This is a genomic window from Nostoc sp. LEGE 06077, from assembly GCF_015207705.1.
Classification (GTDB): domain Bacteria; phylum Cyanobacteriota; class Cyanobacteriia; order Cyanobacteriales; family Nostocaceae; genus Nostoc_B.
Map to the genome: position 1 here is coordinate 33896 of NZ_JADEWI010000021.1, position 16226 is coordinate 50121.

Annotated in this window: 16 protein-coding genes, 1 tRNA gene and 1 other annotated feature; of the genes, 7 read left to right on the plus strand and 10 right to left on the minus strand. The window is 40.3% G+C overall.

What is annotated here, in order from left to right; all coding sequences use genetic code 11:
- Nucleotides 1-156 precede the first annotated feature (156 nt).
- From IQ244_RS15480 to IQ244_RS15490, 3 genes are all read left to right on the plus strand, one after another.
- Entirely contained in the window at nucleotides 157-4206 is a 4050-nt protein-coding gene (locus tag IQ244_RS15480) for a carboxypeptidase regulatory-like domain-containing protein (RefSeq protein ID WP_193895544.1), read from the plus strand.
- A gap of 143 nt (nucleotides 4207-4349) precedes the next feature.
- A complete protein-coding gene (gene ppk1, locus IQ244_RS15485; RefSeq protein ID WP_193895546.1) occupies nucleotides 4350-6560 on the plus strand; it encodes a polyphosphate kinase 1 in 2211 nt (736 codons plus the stop codon).
- A gap of 159 nt (nucleotides 6561-6719) precedes the next feature.
- Nucleotides 6720-7136, plus strand: a complete 417-nt coding sequence (locus IQ244_RS15490) for a response regulator (RefSeq protein ID WP_193895548.1) — start codon at nucleotides 6720-6722, stop codon at nucleotides 7134-7136.
- A 132-nt stretch (nucleotides 7137-7268) separates the two neighbouring features.
- Here the strand turns inward: IQ244_RS15490 and IQ244_RS15495 are convergent, their stop codons facing one another.
- Nucleotides 7269-7451: a hypothetical protein gene (locus IQ244_RS15495; protein WP_193895550.1), complete on the minus strand. Its 183-nt coding sequence runs from the start codon at nucleotides 7449-7451 to the stop codon at nucleotides 7269-7271.
- A gap of 210 nt (nucleotides 7452-7661) precedes the next feature.
- Here IQ244_RS15495 and IQ244_RS15500 point away from each other — a divergent pair, with 210 nt between their 5' ends.
- A complete protein-coding gene (locus tag IQ244_RS15500; protein ID WP_193895552.1) occupies nucleotides 7662-8207 on the plus strand; it encodes a DUF2854 domain-containing protein in 546 nt (181 codons plus the stop codon).
- Between the two features lie 277 nt (nucleotides 8208-8484).
- On the opposite strand, the gene IQ244_RS15505 is transcribed toward IQ244_RS15500, so the two are convergent.
- Nucleotides 8485-8745 carry a chlororespiratory reduction protein 7 gene (locus IQ244_RS15505; protein ID WP_193895554.1) on the minus strand — a complete coding sequence of 87 codons (261 nt, stop codon included), beginning with the start codon at nucleotides 8743-8745 and terminating at the stop codon, nucleotides 8485-8487.
- Nucleotides 8746-9297: 552 nt separating this feature from the next.
- Between IQ244_RS15505 and IQ244_RS15510 the strand changes: the two genes are divergently transcribed.
- Together IQ244_RS15510 and IQ244_RS15515 are read left to right on the plus strand one after the other, a co-directional pair.
- Complete coding sequence (locus tag IQ244_RS15510) at nucleotides 9298-9549, plus strand: hypothetical protein (protein WP_193895556.1); 252 nt, start codon at nucleotides 9298-9300, stop codon at nucleotides 9547-9549.
- A gap of 131 nt (nucleotides 9550-9680) precedes the next feature.
- Complete coding sequence (locus IQ244_RS15515; protein ID WP_193895558.1) at nucleotides 9681-10703, plus strand: response regulator; 1023 nt, start codon at nucleotides 9681-9683, stop codon at nucleotides 10701-10703.
- A 140-nt stretch (nucleotides 10704-10843) separates the two neighbouring features.
- Here IQ244_RS15515 and rplL read toward each other — a convergent pair whose 3' ends face one another.
- The 8 genes from rplL to rplS all read right to left on the minus strand — a co-directional run bounded on the left by rplL (nucleotide 10844) and on the right by rplS (nucleotide 15092).
- Nucleotides 10844-11230: a 50S ribosomal protein L7/L12 gene (rplL, locus tag IQ244_RS15520; RefSeq protein ID WP_193895559.1), complete on the minus strand. Its 387-nt coding sequence runs from the start codon at nucleotides 11228-11230 to the stop codon at nucleotides 10844-10846.
- A gap of 83 nt (nucleotides 11231-11313) precedes the next feature.
- Nucleotides 11314-11853: a 50S ribosomal protein L10 gene (gene rplJ, locus IQ244_RS15525; RefSeq protein WP_193895561.1), complete on the minus strand. Its 540-nt coding sequence runs from the start codon at nucleotides 11851-11853 to the stop codon at nucleotides 11314-11316.
- A gap of 62 nt (nucleotides 11854-11915) precedes the next feature.
- Nucleotides 11916-12082, minus strand: a sequence feature (ribosomal protein L10 leader region).
- Nucleotides 12083-12153: 71 nt separating this feature from the next.
- Nucleotides 12154-12870: a 50S ribosomal protein L1 gene (gene rplA, locus IQ244_RS15530; RefSeq protein WP_193895563.1), complete on the minus strand. Its 717-nt coding sequence runs from the start codon at nucleotides 12868-12870 to the stop codon at nucleotides 12154-12156.
- Nucleotides 12871-13027: 157 nt separating this feature from the next.
- Entirely contained in the window at nucleotides 13028-13453 is a 426-nt protein-coding gene (gene rplK, locus IQ244_RS15535) for a 50S ribosomal protein L11 (RefSeq protein WP_193895565.1), read from the minus strand.
- 6 nt (nucleotides 13454-13459) lie between these two features.
- Complete coding sequence (nusG, locus tag IQ244_RS15540) at nucleotides 13460-14092, minus strand: transcription termination/antitermination protein NusG (protein WP_193895567.1); 633 nt, start codon at nucleotides 14090-14092, stop codon at nucleotides 13460-13462.
- Nucleotides 14092-14313, minus strand: a complete 222-nt coding sequence (gene secE, locus IQ244_RS15545; RefSeq protein WP_193895569.1) for a preprotein translocase subunit SecE — start codon at nucleotides 14311-14313, stop codon at nucleotides 14092-14094. Before secE ends, nusG begins: the two co-directional genes overlap by 1 nt.
- A 193-nt stretch (nucleotides 14314-14506) precedes the next feature.
- Nucleotides 14507-14579 (minus strand) — tRNA-Trp (locus IQ244_RS15550).
- 150 nt (nucleotides 14580-14729) lie between these two features.
- Nucleotides 14730-15092: a 50S ribosomal protein L19 gene (rplS, locus tag IQ244_RS15555; RefSeq protein WP_193895571.1), complete on the minus strand. Its 363-nt coding sequence runs from the start codon at nucleotides 15090-15092 to the stop codon at nucleotides 14730-14732.
- A gap of 153 nt (nucleotides 15093-15245) precedes the next feature.
- Between rplS and IQ244_RS15560 the strand changes: the two genes are divergently transcribed.
- The gene (locus IQ244_RS15560) at nucleotides 15246-16184 is read left to right on the plus strand and encodes a glycosyltransferase family 2 protein (RefSeq protein WP_193895573.1); all 939 of its coding nucleotides are present in this window, start codon (nucleotides 15246-15248) and stop codon (nucleotides 16182-16184) included.
- The last annotated feature ends 42 nt before the right edge of the window (nucleotides 16185-16226 follow it).

Sequence of the window (16226 nt, forward strand, 5' to 3'; positions counted from 1 at the left end):
TCTGGTAATCTTCTAATCTCTCCTCACATCATATAGATTTTGCCAGTTCTCAACCGAAATTCTCTAATTTTTTAAGTTATTTACCTTGTCTGTCTCTGCAATTAATTTCCAGCCTAGAACTTTTTTAGGCTGTCATACCAGCATTTGTATACAAGTATGATCTACCAAGCTTCACCACCTTTACCACCAGCAGAAGTTACTACTCTACCCGCGCAAGATACTCCTATTACAGCGCCGGATAAAAATAATGCTAACCCAGCCTACAAAACTGCACGGCATACAGTAGCGACCCCCATCCCGCCAGAAACCACACCAGAAGCGGAGTTTTCCACCAATGGCTTAGAAGAATGGGAATCCTCTGCTGAGAGTAATTCTGGTGAAGCGCCAGTATTACAGAAGAAGTCAGATACAATACTTGCTGATGTTTCCTTTACAACTGGAATTCCCGACATATCAGACAAGTCAGATGAGGACAATTCTGATAAAGCATCAGTTCCACAGAAGAAGTCAGGTACAGTACTCTCTGATATTTCCTTTACTAGTGGAATTCCCGAAATACCAGACAAGTCAACTAAAGAACTAGATCAATGCAAAACAGCTACAATATCTGCACAAGTAGCTTCAACTAATGCAATTTCAGGACAATTAGAAGAATCTCCTGATTTATTGACTAAACAACTGGTGAAATGTGAACCAGTCAAAGCACCTGCTCAAGTTGCTATAACAACACCAGATAACTCAGCAGCGTCATTAACAAAACAACCGTCACAACCTTCAGTTCAACAGAAAGTCAAAGCACCTACTGAAATTGCTGCTGTAGCTACTAATAACTCAGCATCCACAACAAAAAAAACACTACAACCTTCTGCTCAACGCAAAGTTCAAGCACCTACTCAAGTTGCGGCTACAACTCCCAACAAAAAGACCAAACCAAAAGCATCAGTTCAGCGTACAAGAACCACCCCACCTGCTAAAGTCGCTACTAGTGAGACTGACTCCACAAAATTAAAACAACCACCTCAACCACAGGCACTAAATACTAAAGTTGAAGTTGCCAGCACTGCTGATGCTGCCAAAAAATCGGAAGAATTAACTAGTTCTTTGACCAAACAACCACAACAAGGTCAAACTACAACAGCCTCTGCGTCAACTACAATTGCGGCTAAAGCACCAGAAGATTTAGCAACTTTTGTCACTAAACAAAGGTCACAAACAGTTACAGCACTCTCAGAAGTAACTACCAAAGATGCTTCTGAGAGTACTGATGATTTTGGCACTTTTTTAGGTAAACAAGCATCTCAGTCACAGTTTCCTGATGTTAGTACAACTGCATCTACTGAAGCAATTACTGAAACTTCGATAAATTCTCATGATTTAGCTAGTTTCTTAACCAAACAACCCCCTCATTCATCAGTTCAATATAAAGTTGCCAATGTACCTGCGGAAGTTCCAAGTACCACCCAAACATCAAAAAAATCGGAAGATTTATCAGCGTTTTTAACAAAACAACCATCTCATCCACAGGTTCCACAAAAAACTGCAACTAACCCCACTCCTGCGCCAAATTCATCAGCAGAATCAATTCAAAAACCTCTCAATACTAACCCGGCTGAAGTACAGCCGAAGAAACAAGGGGTAGATGTCAGCACGAATATATTAAATGTAGATGATAACTCACGCATAACTTTCACTCAAACAGCAAGCTCAAATTTAGAAAATTTATTGCTTGGGGTAATCATTAACAGGAGAGAAGTAGGTAACTTAGATGTTATCCGTCAAGGAAATACTTTACTGTTGCCTTTGGATGATTTTGCTAAACTTGCTGGTATTACAGTTGAGACAAAAGATAATAATACATATTTAAACACGCCTTTAGGCGCAATTAATCTGGCTGAAGATGACATTCAAAACTTCAAAGGTGTTAACTATATTAGTGATGCCTTTATTAGAGATAAACTGTCTTCAAATATTGAATTTAACTCTTTGGATCTAGCTTTAATTATTGATTTACCTTGGCGTGGTGATGGTACAGCATATACAAGTGAAGCAGTCAACTTACAACCAGATGTATTTGCCCCACTCAACGGATTTTCTAATTTAAGGCAAGAGTTAAATATTGTTAGTAATGCTGGGGATGTAAACTTACGCAGTACTACACTACTGGGTGGCAGATTAGCAGGTGGTTTATGGCGGGTACGGGTCAATAATAATTTTGAAAACTCTCCTGATTTATCTGAATATTTTTACTATAAACGCAATGGTGGATTTCTTTATCAAGTCGGTCGGCAACAAATTGGTATTAACCCATTAGTCAATAGTCTGAATTTGACAGGAGCGCAATTCGGTTATACCAATATACCAACTAATCGCTTTAATCAAACTAACAGTGCCAATGAGTTATTACCTAGACGTTCTAGACCTTTACAAACTTTCCAAGGTGTAGTTCCAGCCGCTAGTTTTGTGCAACTTAGAGTTTCTGGAGTTGTTGTAGCACAGCAGCAGGTTGGATTTGATGGTAGATACGAATTTGTTGATGTTAATTTACCAGTTGGGCAAAATAACCAGATTGAAGTTTTAGTTTTTGATCGGAATAATCTGAACGTTCCTAGTGAGATTCGTTCTGTAAGAATTAATTCTTCTGATTTATTACTGCCAGCAGGTGGGAATGTTCAATTAGCTGGTGTAGGTTTAACTGGAAATTTAGTACAGAATTCTTTGTTTGATAATAATAATGGTACTGAGGCTGGTCAATTTGCAGGTTTTTATCAAGTTCGTCAAGGTCTTTCTAACAATTTAACTTTTGAAGGTTCTTTACAAGCTATTCCTAACACATTACAGAGCCAAGCTGGATTAATTTGGCGAGTAGCTAATCCTGTTGTTTTATCTGCTAGTGTAGGTAATTCGTTTGGTAAATTAGCTTACAATACAGATTTAGATATTCAATTAGGAAAATTAGATATTACAGCTAACTCCCAATCTTATCCTAATGGATATCGGAATGGGAAAAACTCTGGTGAGTTCTTTAACCATAGTGCCGAAGTAAGTTATCGATTTAATAATAATTTTCAGTTAGGGTTTCTAGCACGTAGTCGTAAAAGCGGTAGTGATACAAATGAATATATATCGCCTACTTTCTCTTTAAGACCTTTTGGTCGTTTATCTTTAAACGGTAGGCCTGATATTAATGGGCAGTATTTATTCAATGCTTATTATCAAGTAAATCGTGCGGCACGACTATCTTTTAATACTTTTGGTGATAGATACACTACCGGTCTAATTTATGACTTTAATCGCAACTATCAAGTTTCTTTAGGTACTGATTTTGGTGGTAGTTATGCTACTCGCTATACAGCAGCATTAAACTATAATCCTCCAAATATTAGACAACTGAGTTGGCGAATGGGACTGGCTTACCGTGAGGGGAATTTTGGCCCGATTGTTGGTGCTAGTATGCAAGTACTACCAGGATTATTTGCCAGAGTTGAATATCAAGGTATTCCCTTTGCTGGGAGAAGAAATGCTTTTGGCGGATTTAATGACGATCGCCTGACCGTATCATTAGTATCAGACTTATCCTTTGCTGGTGGTAGGGCTATTCCGAGTAGCTTTAACTCTTTGAGTAAGGAACGGGGTGCGATCGCTGGACGTATTGCTGTCCAAGGTGAAAACAAAGGTTATGACTTACAAGGGGCTAGTGTCAGGGTAATCAATAACCACAACAAGCCTGTTGGTGGTGCAACAACAGACTCTAGCGGTAACTTCTTTGTTGGTGGTTTACCAGAGGGTGTTTATCGAGTAGAAGTTGACCCAGATCAATTACCTGTAGAACTTACCTTACCAAAAACAGGCAGAGTGGCTGAGGTGGGGATGGCAGGTGTTACCAATGTAGATTTTGCCGCCAGATTAGAATATGGTTTAGCTGGTCGAATTACCGATGTTGCAGGCCAGCCTTTGTCTGATGTGCGGGTAGAACTAGTCAATATTGCTGGTACAGAAGTTTTATCGGCGATGACTGACGAATTTGGTCTGTATCGTGTAGATGGTGTTCCTGTTGGCAATTATACATTACGCGTTCCGCCACAAGATGCGATCGCTAGTAGCGATACTCTCCCTAAACGCGATGTCACTATCCGCAACGAGTTTGTCTACGACCAAAATCTGCAATTACCAATTTCGACAGCAGCTAAAGAAATTAAGGAAAAATAAAGTTTTTTGCTTCACTCTCATCAGGTCAATCTCAACTTGTCTGACTTTTGTAAAAAAGCTGCTTCTCGTCTCTAACTGATTTCCACTACTATGTTTATTGTTCTCCACTCCTGTGGGCTACTTCTGGCTACCCGCAGATCCTCATGCCGAAATCTAAAAAAAGCCCCAATCCCATCAATCTCAACGATCCACAATACTATCTCAACCGAGAGTTAAGCTGGCTAGAATTTAATCATCGAGTATTGCACGAAGCCTGCGACTCACGCACACCACTGTTAGAAAGGCTGAAGTTTTTAGCAATCTTCAGTTCTAATTTAGATGAATTTTTTATGGTGCGGATTGCCGCTTTAAAGCAGCAAGTAGAAGCAAAAGTTACTCAGTTAACTCCTGATGGCCGTACCCCGCAACAACAACTAGACGATATTCGCTTAAATCTTAGCCCGCAAGTAGCCCAACAGCATCAACATTTTGAACAAGTCCTGCGTCCACTATTGGCGAAGCACCGCATTCATCTAGTTGATTACATCAACTTAAATCAGAAACAGCGGACTTATTTAGATAATTATTTTGAAGAACAAATCTTTCCGGTTTTGACTCCTTTGGCTGTTGACCCTAGCCACCCTTTCCCTTACATTTCCAATCTCAGTTTAAATTTGGCAGTTGTCGTCAAAAACCCAGATACTGAGGAAGAATTTTTTGCCAGAGTTAAAGTTCCTAATGTACTACCAAGATTTTTGCCTTTACCACCAGAATTAGGCATTCAAGAAAATGGACAACCAGCCAACTGGACAGGTGTACCTTTAGAACAGGCGATCGCCCATAATTTAAATGCTTTATTTCCAGGGATGAATATCCAGGAATATCACCCCTTCCGCATTACCCGTGATGCTGACTTAGCGCTGGAAGAGGATGAAGCCGATGATTTGCTGTTAGCTATTGAACAAGAACTACGCAAACGCCGCATCGGTGGTAGTCCTGTTAGAATCGAAATCCAATCCCAGACTCCAGAACCAATTCGGGCAAGGTTATTACAAGATTTAGATTTAACAGATAGCGATGTTTATGAAGTAGATGGTTTATTGGGTCTGCGAGACTTGATGTATTTTATGGCTTTGCCCTTACCAGAACTTAAAGATCCACCCCGTCAGTCTGTTGTCCCTCTTCGTTTGCAACGGTTGCGCGAACCGCATATAGATGAAGATGTTTTGGAGATGGAAGAAGGCAAAGATTTTTTCGCCGTGATTAGGGAAAAGGATTTATTTGTCCACCATCCCTATCAATCTTTCTCGGCAACAGTTGTACGTTTTATTACCCATGCAGCCCATGACCCGAATGTATTAGCTATCAAGATGACCCTTTACCGCACTTCCGGTGATTCCCCAATAGTTAACGCCTTAATTGCTGCGGCTGAAAATGGTAAACAAGTATCAGTATTGGTCGAATTAAAAGCCCGGTTTGATGAAGAAAATAATATTTATTGGGCAAGGCGTTTAGAAAGGGTAGGAGTTCACGTTGTCTATGGGTTAGTTGGCTTAAAAACCCATTGCAAAACCGTTATGGTAGTGCGCCGAGAAAAAGATAGAATGCGTCGCTATGTACATATTGGTACTGGAAATTATAATCAAAAAACTGCACGACTATATACCGATTTAGGATTGTTTAGTTGTCGTGAAGAATTAGGCGCTGATATCACAGATTTGTTTAATTTTCTGACTGGTTATTCACGACAAAAATCTTATCGAGAATTATTAGTTGCACCTGTGAATATGCGCGATCGCTTTTTGTCTTTAATTCAGCGCGAAATCGCCAATGTACAAAAAGGGTTTTCTGGACGCATCGTTGCCAAAATGAATTCTCTTGTTGATCCACAAATCATCGCCACCTTGTACGAAGCTTCCCGTGCTGGCGTGCAAATCGACCTGATTATTAGAGGGATTTGCTGTTTACGTCCAGGACTCAAAGACATTAGTGAAAATATTCGCATAATCAGCATTGTCGGTCGCTTTTTAGAACACTCCCGCATATATTATTTCTACAATAATGGTCAAGAAGAAATCTATATCGGTAGTGCTGACTGGATGCGCCGGAACCTCGATCGGCGAGTAGAAGTAATTACGCCAATTAAAGATCAAGATATTGCTAAAGATTTGCAAGAAATCTTGGGCATTATGTTGGCAGACAATCGCCAAGCCTGGGAATTACAAGCTGATGGTAGTTACACACAACGCCGTCCTGGTGATGATTGTCCAGAAGCTAATTCACAAATAAGTTTTATGAATATGGCACTGCGTTCTACAGGGGGAACTCCAAACTTGCTGGATTCACAAAAGAGTCTTTCTTACACTGATAGCTAGGAAAAATTTGATTTTTTTAGTAAAGTTTAATTTTTCCGCATTTTATCTAGATGAATTAATTGGGAAAAAAGTAGTGATTCAACCATAAGATAGAGTAATTGTCGGTACTCGCTCTCATAAACTATAAACATTATTGTCACTATTTTTTTCTTCCCTTGAATGTTAATGCTCTCCTGTGAGTCTTCTGCCTTACGCGTTCTTGTAGTTGATGACCACGAATTGACTCGTTTAACCCTACAATTAGCTTTCTCTTGTCAAGAGAATATGCAAGTTGTTGGGTTAGCGAGTAACGGTCAAGAAGCTATAGAAATGGTGAAACGCTACCAGCCTGATGTGATTGTTTTAGATTTACAGATGCCAATCATGGATGGTTGGAGTGCTTCTAGTCAAATTAAAGCCATATCTCCCCATACTCAGATACTCGCTTACTCCTCCGTAGAAGAGGGGAATTCTCCACGCGCAATCGGAATGACTAGCTTTGACGATTTTTGCAAGAAAGACGTATCGACAACTGAACTCATCGCTTTAGTCAGACAGTTAGGACACCGTAAAGGAAATAGTGAACTGACAAGATAAATATGGCCAGGAAATTAATGGCAGATTGACTTAAGCTTGGGTTCGTTCTGGAGAGTTACTAATGTTGTGTTATTCAGAAGCGTCGGTAAAACTCTTAGTTATCAGAGTTACCGACGCAATTTTTAGTGCAGCTTAATTATTTCCTGTTTGTGGAATAGTGCGTCTATATTCATCTATTAAATCATCCAGTTCTTCTAAAGCCTGATTGACATCGATTCTCAAAGTTCCCAAGTTTGGCTGTTCTAAGAGACTTAAAAGATAGTCGCGTTTGCTTTGAACTACGGCAATTCGGTCTTTGATAGTTTGTAAATCCATTGTTTGTCTGCCAATTTTTAACTATAGTCCAGTTTAAAGTTAACGCAAAACAAAGTGAAGCTTGATCAAGCAGTCAAAAGTTGTCACCATCTCACCAGATGAGTTGTTATGCATCAAGTAACTAAGTTTTAATTTGTTGGGCTTCCCTAATCTGTTACACATAGCCGATGATAATAAAACTAATGTGTTAATAAATATTATCTTCGGCTCATGTTACGCAAAATATCTTTGGGAACTATAGGTTTAACTGTTGGTGGCATATTAACTCTTGTCGGCTTCATCGCCTATGCTGCTAATAATGCCACATTAAATCTTGTCGGCTTCTTTTACGGTTTTCCGCTGTTGTTGGGAGGACTGGCACTCAAAGCCAATGAACTTAACCCAATACCCTTCAGCCAAACTACAACACCATCAGTATTATTTCTGCGGCAGCAGCAAGCAACTATCACTCAAAATAAAATTCGCAAAGACATTACCCGCTATTGTTACGGTCAAGATGCTCACTTAGATGCAGCACTCTCTTACTTACGTCTGAGTCCCTCTGATGAAGAAAGACCAATAGTTACCGGGTTACGAGAAGAAGATACTAATGGCGCTTATACCTTAATTTTAGAATTTGATTCTCCTTTCATCCCCCTTAGTGTTTGGCAAGAAAAACAAGAAAAAATGACCAGCTATTTTGGCCCTGGAGTAGAAATTAAAATCACTCAGCCAGCTGAAGATAAAATTGAGTTAGCGTTAGTTACTAATCAATAGTCAATGCTCAATAGTCAATAGCAATAAATATTAATTATTAGCTATTGACTGTGCGATCGCTGATATTTTAAGTAATCTATTTGTAAGTATGATGTCTGTCTTCTATTAATCAGACTATTCAATGAGCCGTCAATCAATACCTAGAAGCGATAAGATTATTGATCGAGGCTGGTGCAAGCTATAACACTGAGACCTATGATGGTGTAACGACTAAAGATATTACTGACATCCAAAATTAGCCAAACATTTAGGAATACTTTAAATCCCATCACACTAATTACTTTTCTAATCTCACTGCATACCACTGTAAATATTGTCCAGTTCCAATATCCAACTCACAACTAGTATCAATGAGATATTGAACTTGAGCTTCCAAAGAATCAATATTTTGTAGATCTGGCGGTAAATCTTGGGAATTAATTGTTTGTAAAACTGTTTTTAGTTTTTCAAATAATTCTGATGCTGTCAAAAATTGTTCTGGTTGATTAGTCTCTAACACCACAAAATTATCTTGTTGATACATTAAAGAGTCTGGCATAGCTGTACTTGAGTTAATTTAAATTATTTTCTGGAAAAATTTCAAATGCAATCAAATTAGTTAAATAAATTTTTCCTAAATAGTACCTTTATATATTGTAAGCAGTAAATGAGGATTTTTTGAAAGCTATATCTATGTTTTGTATTTCACATAAATGATTCAGAACGAAATCAGGAATTTTACGTAACTCTCAAGTTAATTAGCCGCTCAACAATAAAGTTTATTATACAACTTGATATTAACCTCACGTATTTTATGTAATTACCCGTCAATTGAAATGGGTTAAGTTTAACAATATGTATAAATAAAAAACAGTCAAGCGATCGCCAGATTTAGGTTTAGCTATTTGCTGGGCAATATTCTGTAATTGCTGAGAATATCCTCAGTATGTGTCTAAAGTCACTTTAGAGCTTAATAACCATAGTGTAGATTTGAAGTTTTGCTCAAAATAGTAATTACACTTTATCACTAGGGAAATATAAATATAAGACTTCCTTCTAAAGCCAGATCTAGCCAATTAAAAATTGCCTTTCCCTTTTCAGTAAATTGTCTATGAAACAGATTTATCCAAACTTTTCTTTGCTGAAGCTCATTAAATATTCTTTTGACCAGAAAAAATTGATTGTGCAGTTAGACAGCTTGGGTATAAAATTTATAGCCTTGATTGAGCTTTTATGCGATCGCCGCCTTAGTTGCCAGTCAGATAGTTTGTGGCATCAGATAGTGGTGCTAACAAGCATTAAGTTTAGACATCCTGTACAACTCAGACCGTTACTGTATCTCCAACTTTTGCTGCGGTCATAAACTTCCAGCTAGTTGCCTTCCAGTAAGATTTACTGTCATAAAATCTTGCTCATTGGCTATTTGTTTGTGTTATGCAGGTTTTCTCAAGTTTCCCCCTCGTCGATACTTTCATTTTCTGTGGAACGCAATTCATGTCAGGCTTAAGCCCATTTTCTCTTCCTAAACAACCTCCAGTAATTCTGGTGGCTGATGATGATAAGACCATCCGCCTGCTTTTGCGTGAAGCTATGGAACAAGAAGGCTATCGAGTTGTTGAGGTTGCAGACGGTAAGCAGTGTTTAGATGCTTATGAGACTGTCAAACCAGACATAGTATTGCTAGATGCAATTATGCCTGTAATGGATGGCTTTACTTGTTGTAAGCACTTGCTCCAAATTGCCAGAAATAACCTGATGTCAGCACTGGCAAACCTTGATACTGACTCGGCTACGGGCAACACTGTTATCTCCAAATTATGGGAACGCACACCGATATTAATGATCACCAGTTTGGATGATGCCGAGTCTGTTGACCGTGCCTTTGAAGCAGGAGCATCTGATTATGTTACTAAGCCAATTCATTGGGCAGTTTTACGCCAGCGTTTACGTCGTCTGCTACAGCAAGCTCAAGTATACAAACAATTAGAAGCAGCCAATCTAGCTTTACAGCAACTTGCTAATGTTGATGGCTTAACAGGTCTTGCTAATCGCCGTCGTTTTGATGAATATCTCAATACACAGTGGATTAATCTGGCACAGGAGGAATCTCCTTTGTCATTAATTTTATGTGATATCGATTATTTCAAATTTTATAACGATCAATATGGTCATCCAGCTGGAGATGTTTGCTTACAAAAGGTCGGTGCTGTTTTGAGCAAAAATGCCCAAAAACATCACGATTTAGTCGCACGTTACGGGGGTGAAGAATTTGCTGTAGTTATGCCAAATACTCATGCCTCTGGTGCATTTCATGTAGCGACAATCATGCAATCTGGTGTCCAAAATTTACAAATTGCTCACGATGCTTCTGCTGTGAATGAGTATGTCACCCTGAGCATAGGCGTAGCTACCTTAATTCCTACATGGGAATTGTCTCCTTCCGATTTGATTGTGGCAGCCGATAAAGCGCTTTACACAGCAAAGGCCGAAGGACGTAATCGGATTATTCTCAGATGAAATAGCCACGAACCCAAGCTCATGATCTTGAAATTATCAGTGCTTATCTGACTGAAAACCACCAGAGAAAAATATGAATCTAATACAAAAAAAGAAGCCTATTTTGGGCTTCTTTTTTCAACACTAGTATTGAAACTGTACTATTTCACAGTCACTTTACCACCAGCTTCTTCAATTCGCTTCTTAGCATCTTCAGCTGCATCTTTAGCAATAGCTTCTTTAACAGCCTTGGGTGCAGCTTCTACCAAGTCTTTTGCTTCTTTCAGACCTAGACCAGTCAATTCCCGGACAATCTTCAGTACGGCAATCTTCTTGTCAGCAGGAACAGATTCTAGAATTACGTCAAATTCAGTTTTCTCTTCTACTGGTTCAGGTGCAGCAGCAGCACCAGGAGCAGCAATAGCTACGCCAACGGGTGCAGCAGCACTTACGCCAAAAGCTTCTTCAATTTGCTTAACTAATTCAGCAGCTTCTAGCAAGCTCAAGGATTTCAACTGTTCTAAAATAGCATCGGTTGTTGCAGACATGGATGTAACTCCTGTAATGTTTGATTAGTTATTAGTGATCTGTCATTTGTCATTTGTCATTATCACTGACTATTGACTCTTGACTATTCAGCCGAACTTCCTTGTTCTTGTTCGGCCACAGCCTGTAAAGCCCGCGCCAAGCCACCAGGAACTTCGTTGATACCCACAGCAATTTTTGTTGCCAAAGCGTTGATAGCGCCAGCAATTTGACCCATGAGTTGTTCTTTGGATGGCAAGTCACCTAGAGCCTTGACATCGGCTTCTCTTAGCAAGCGGCCTTCCATGACACCGCCACGCATTTCTGTTTTTTTGGTGGCTTTTTGGAAGTCTTGGTAAGCCTTAATTGCTGATGAGAAGTCCTCTTTGACTAACAAAAAGGCGGAAGAACCTTTGAGCAACTCTGACAGTGGTTGCCATTTTTCATCCTCTTGAATGGCAATACCCATTAAGGTATTTTTGGCAACTGTACAAGTAGTGCCAGTCGGACGCAACCGCCGCCGCAAATCTGTGATTTCGGCAACTGTTAGCCCTTGGTATTCAATTACAAGTGCCAAAGTTGACTCACTCAAAGATTGTTTGAGGTCAGCAACTATTTCTTGTTTGTTTTCTAACGTTCGACCCATCTTGTTTCACCTCCAAGGGCAAAATCAGTGATTTCCCTGCTTGTGTGTTCTAGTTGTGAGTAACCCAAAACAATAAACCCCGATTTCTTCAACCGGGGTTTCACAGCAAAACTCTTGACGCTGTAGCACTTACACTTTTTAGGTAGGACTTCAGCTAATGAGAATTTTTACCTCGGCAGGATATTAAGCTATTGGCACCTGCTGTCTCCGGTTTGGATTATTTAGTTTTGTCGTTAGTCACTTGTCTTTTGCCGTTTATCTCTAATAAATGACCCTTGACTTATGACTAATGACTAAAAATTAAGCAGCTTCGGTAAGTTTTAAATCCCGTAAAGCGGTGATATCAACTTTAATCGAAGGCCCCATAGTAGCAGATATATAGAAGGTTCGCCAATAGCGACCTTTTGCTCCTGAAGGACGGTTGCGGTCAACTGTTTCTTGCAAGGCCTTCAGATTGACTAATAAATCTTCTGGCGAGAAACCTGCCTTACCAAACATAACATGGACAATACCAGTACGATCAGCCCGAAATTCTAATTTACCAGCTTTGAATTCGGCGATCGCACCTGCAACGTCAAATGTTACTGTACCACCTTTGGGAGACGGCATCAAACCACGGGGGCCTAGCAATTTACCTAGTTTGGCTACCTGTGGCATGACATCTGGTGTAGCAATCAGTTTATCGAAGTCCATCATGCCTTTTTGAATTTGGTCAATCAGTTCTTCGGAACCAACAATATCAGCACCAGCGTTACTTGCTTCTGTTACTTTTTCACCTCTAGCGATAACTGCTACCCGGACAATTTGTCCTGTACCTTTGGGTAGTGCTACCGTTGTCCGCAACTGTTGGTCTGTATATTTGGGGTCAATTCCCAACCGGATATGCGCTTCTGCGGCTTCAGCAAATTTAGCTGTTGCTGTTTCTTTGAGTAGTGTTAAAGCTTCTAGGGGTGAATATTCCCTATCCTCTACTTTTGCTTGCAGTTCTCGCAAGCGACGTGATAATTTTTTTCCCATTTTTTTCTCCTGGGGTCATTGGCGAAGCTTGGCTTCTCCCCCGATAGTTTTTTAAATGCTAAGTGCTTTACACCGAGCAAAGCCGAAGTATGAGTGCGGAGTATGAAGTTCTACTATTTACTTCTGCCTCCTGCCCCCGGTCTCCTGCCTTTTTGTACTATTCAGTAATGGTTACGCCCATATTTTTAGCGGTTCCGGCCACGATGTTCATTGCCGCGTCGATGTCGTTGGCATTGAGATCGGGTAATTTAGTTTGGGCAATTTCTCGCAATTGTGCTTGAGTAATTGAGCCAACTTTCTTTTTGTTGGGTTCGTTGGAACCTCTTTCGATTTTCGCTGCTTTGCGAATTAATACTGATGCTGGCGGGGTTTTGAGTACAAATGTGAAACTCCGATCTTCATAAACCGAAATTTCTACAGGGATTACCATACCAGCTTGGTCGGCTGTTTTGGCGTTGTACTCTTTGCAGAACATCATGATGTTAACGCCATGTTGACCCAATGCAGGGCCTACTGGCGGTGCTGGGTTGGCTTTTCCAGCGTTCAGGGCCAGTTTAATGACCGCTACTACTTTTTTCGCCATCTGTATTTAGCTCTGTTTCTCTACCTGATTAAATTCCAATTCCACTGGTGTATCTCGGCCAAAAATCGAGAGCAAGGCTTTGAGTTTACTTCGCTCTGGACTGACTTCAATCACCTCGCCTTCAAAGTCCTTAAATGGCCCAGAAAGCACGATTATCTTATCACCTGTGGCCATGTCAATTTTGACAACTGGCTCTTGTTCGGCGGTTTGTTTGAATATACGCTCTACTTCTGAGTAACTCAGAGGTACTGGTTTAACGTGACCACGACCTTTAGCACTGCCACGTTTTTGTTCTGCACCCACAAAGTTAATGACATGAGAGGTGTTACGCACTACCTGCCATGTATCGTCATTCAGTACCATCCGTACTAGCACATAGCCAGGAAAAACTTTTTCTTCTGTGTGCTGGCGACTCCCGTCTTTACGGATTTTTACCGCTGGTGTGTGTGGGATTTCGACTTGAATTATTTTGTCTCCAACGTCAAATGTTTGGATACGTTGTTCCAAATTTGTTTTGACGCGTTTTTCACAGCCGGAGGCTACTTGCACCGCATACCACCGCGCTTCTTTGAGCGCCGCTTCTGCTGTTTCCTCTGACTGCAAATTTGAGTTAAGTGGGTCGTCTGTTGCAAAAGTCATCAGAACACCTGTTTTGCCGCCCAAGCAAACAATCCATCCACCAAATAAATCAAAGATGCGGAGAGTGTCACCATTAACAGGACGGCTGCTGATTCGCTCACTAGCTGTCTTCGACTTGGCCAAACTACTTTTTCAAGTTCTTCTTTCGTCCCTTGAATGAAGTTTTGCAAGTTTAATCCACTAGTGTTTTCTGGCAATTCAGCTTCACTTTTTTTAGCCACTGTTGTTTATCCCCCCGTTTCTTGTACAGCTGTATATTGCTAATTTTGATTTTACTTTTACAGCTTTGATTCCATCCTGCCTATTTGCCGCAAAAAATTCTTAATTATCAAACAATTATACCCGAAATCATAAGCACTAACTACTGTATTAGTAGAAGTGCTACTGTTTCGGGTTTTATTTTTTGCTTGCGAGCGCGCCCTGGAGGACTTGAACCCCCGACATCAGGTTTTGGAGACCTGCGTTCTACCAACTGAACTAAGAGCGCACAGGTTGGTTTTGATTCGGTGATTGCGCTGAACTTTTATTTAGTTTAACGCAATTGCGATTCTTATTGTACATGATTTTTGTCGGGGAAACAACTTAGCGGCAAAAGCCGCTTGTTAATTGAGATTTCTCTCATACCCTGAGCAAAAAATTACAAAGGACGGTCGAAACGTTGCTTGATCCGGGTGGCTTTACCAACGCGATCGCGCAGATAGTACAGTTTAGCACGCCGCACCTTACCACGACGGATAACTTTGATGCTGTCGATGCGAGGGGAATGCAATAAAAACACTCGCTCTACGCCTACGCCTTGAAATACGCGGCGAACGGTAATAGTTTCGTTAATACCACCGTTGCGTTTAGCAATGACAACGCCTTCGTAGGGTTGTACGCGGTATTTTTCGCCTTCTTTGATTTTTACGCCGACTTTGACTGTATCGCCCACATAAATGTTGGGCAAATTAGATTTTAGTTGTTCCGCTTCTATGGAGCGGATGATCTCTTGAGCGTTCATAGCCTATCTGGTGAAAAACTCACAATCATCCATAATAAGTCGAGAATCTGCTTTCAGTCTAGTGATATGTGAGATTTATAATTTTTTCCCCGATCCCACAGATCGAAAAATGAAAGCTATATTGCATAAAGCTTTGCTACAGGTGTGATATTTATGAAATTTAGCGTCGTGATCACTACCTATGACCGCGTAAGCTTACTACGCCGAGCCGTTGATTCTGCTATCAACCAAACAATTCCTTGCGAAGTGATTGTAGCTGATGATTGTTCTACTGATGAGACGCAAGCCTACGTAGAAAGCTTAGGTAATAAAGTAATTTACCATCGAAATGAGGTAAATAAAGGTCATGCAGCCACGGTGAATGCAGGAGTCAATCAAGCTAGTGGCGACTGGATTAAATTTTTGGATGATGACGACTATTTGGCTACCAATTGTATCGAAGAGATGGCCAAGGCGATCGCTCTTTGTCCGAGTGCCGTGATTTGCTCTTGTGTAGCGGCGCAGGTAGATGAACAGGAAGTAGAACTCAGTCGTACCCCTCACCTTGGGCCTGGATTAGCTTTTTCCGTTCCCCAAGCCGATATTCACTATGGAATGCTTTTGGAATTACTGCCCTTTGGGACACCTGTACAAGTTGCTTGTAGTCGGGATGCTTTTTGGCAAACAGAAGGCTGGGATTCCCAACTTGATGCTAACTGTGATGACATCGATTCTTGGCTACGCATTGCCCAATTTGGGGATGCGATTTTTATCAATCAATGTTTAGCTTATCGGACGATTTGGACAGGTGCTTATAATCATAAATTCTCTGTATCCAAGCGGTTAGATACCAATATTTTAATCAAAGAAAAAATTCATGCTTTAGTTAATGAAAAGCATCGCCATGATATTCCCAAAATGCCAGATATAAGAAGATATTTGATATTACATTGGGCTTTTGTAGAACTGAAGCAGAAAAATTTTCCTGACTTTCTGATGATGTTAAACAAATCGGCATTCTCGCCAATGGTTTGGAAAATTTTCTTAACTACTGTCTTCTTACGTCGGTTGCATTTTCAGAGTAAAATTATCCGCAAGTTTGTCTTATATTAGAGGTTCACTCAAAATCAGTTGTGAGCAATTTAAGGAACAAGC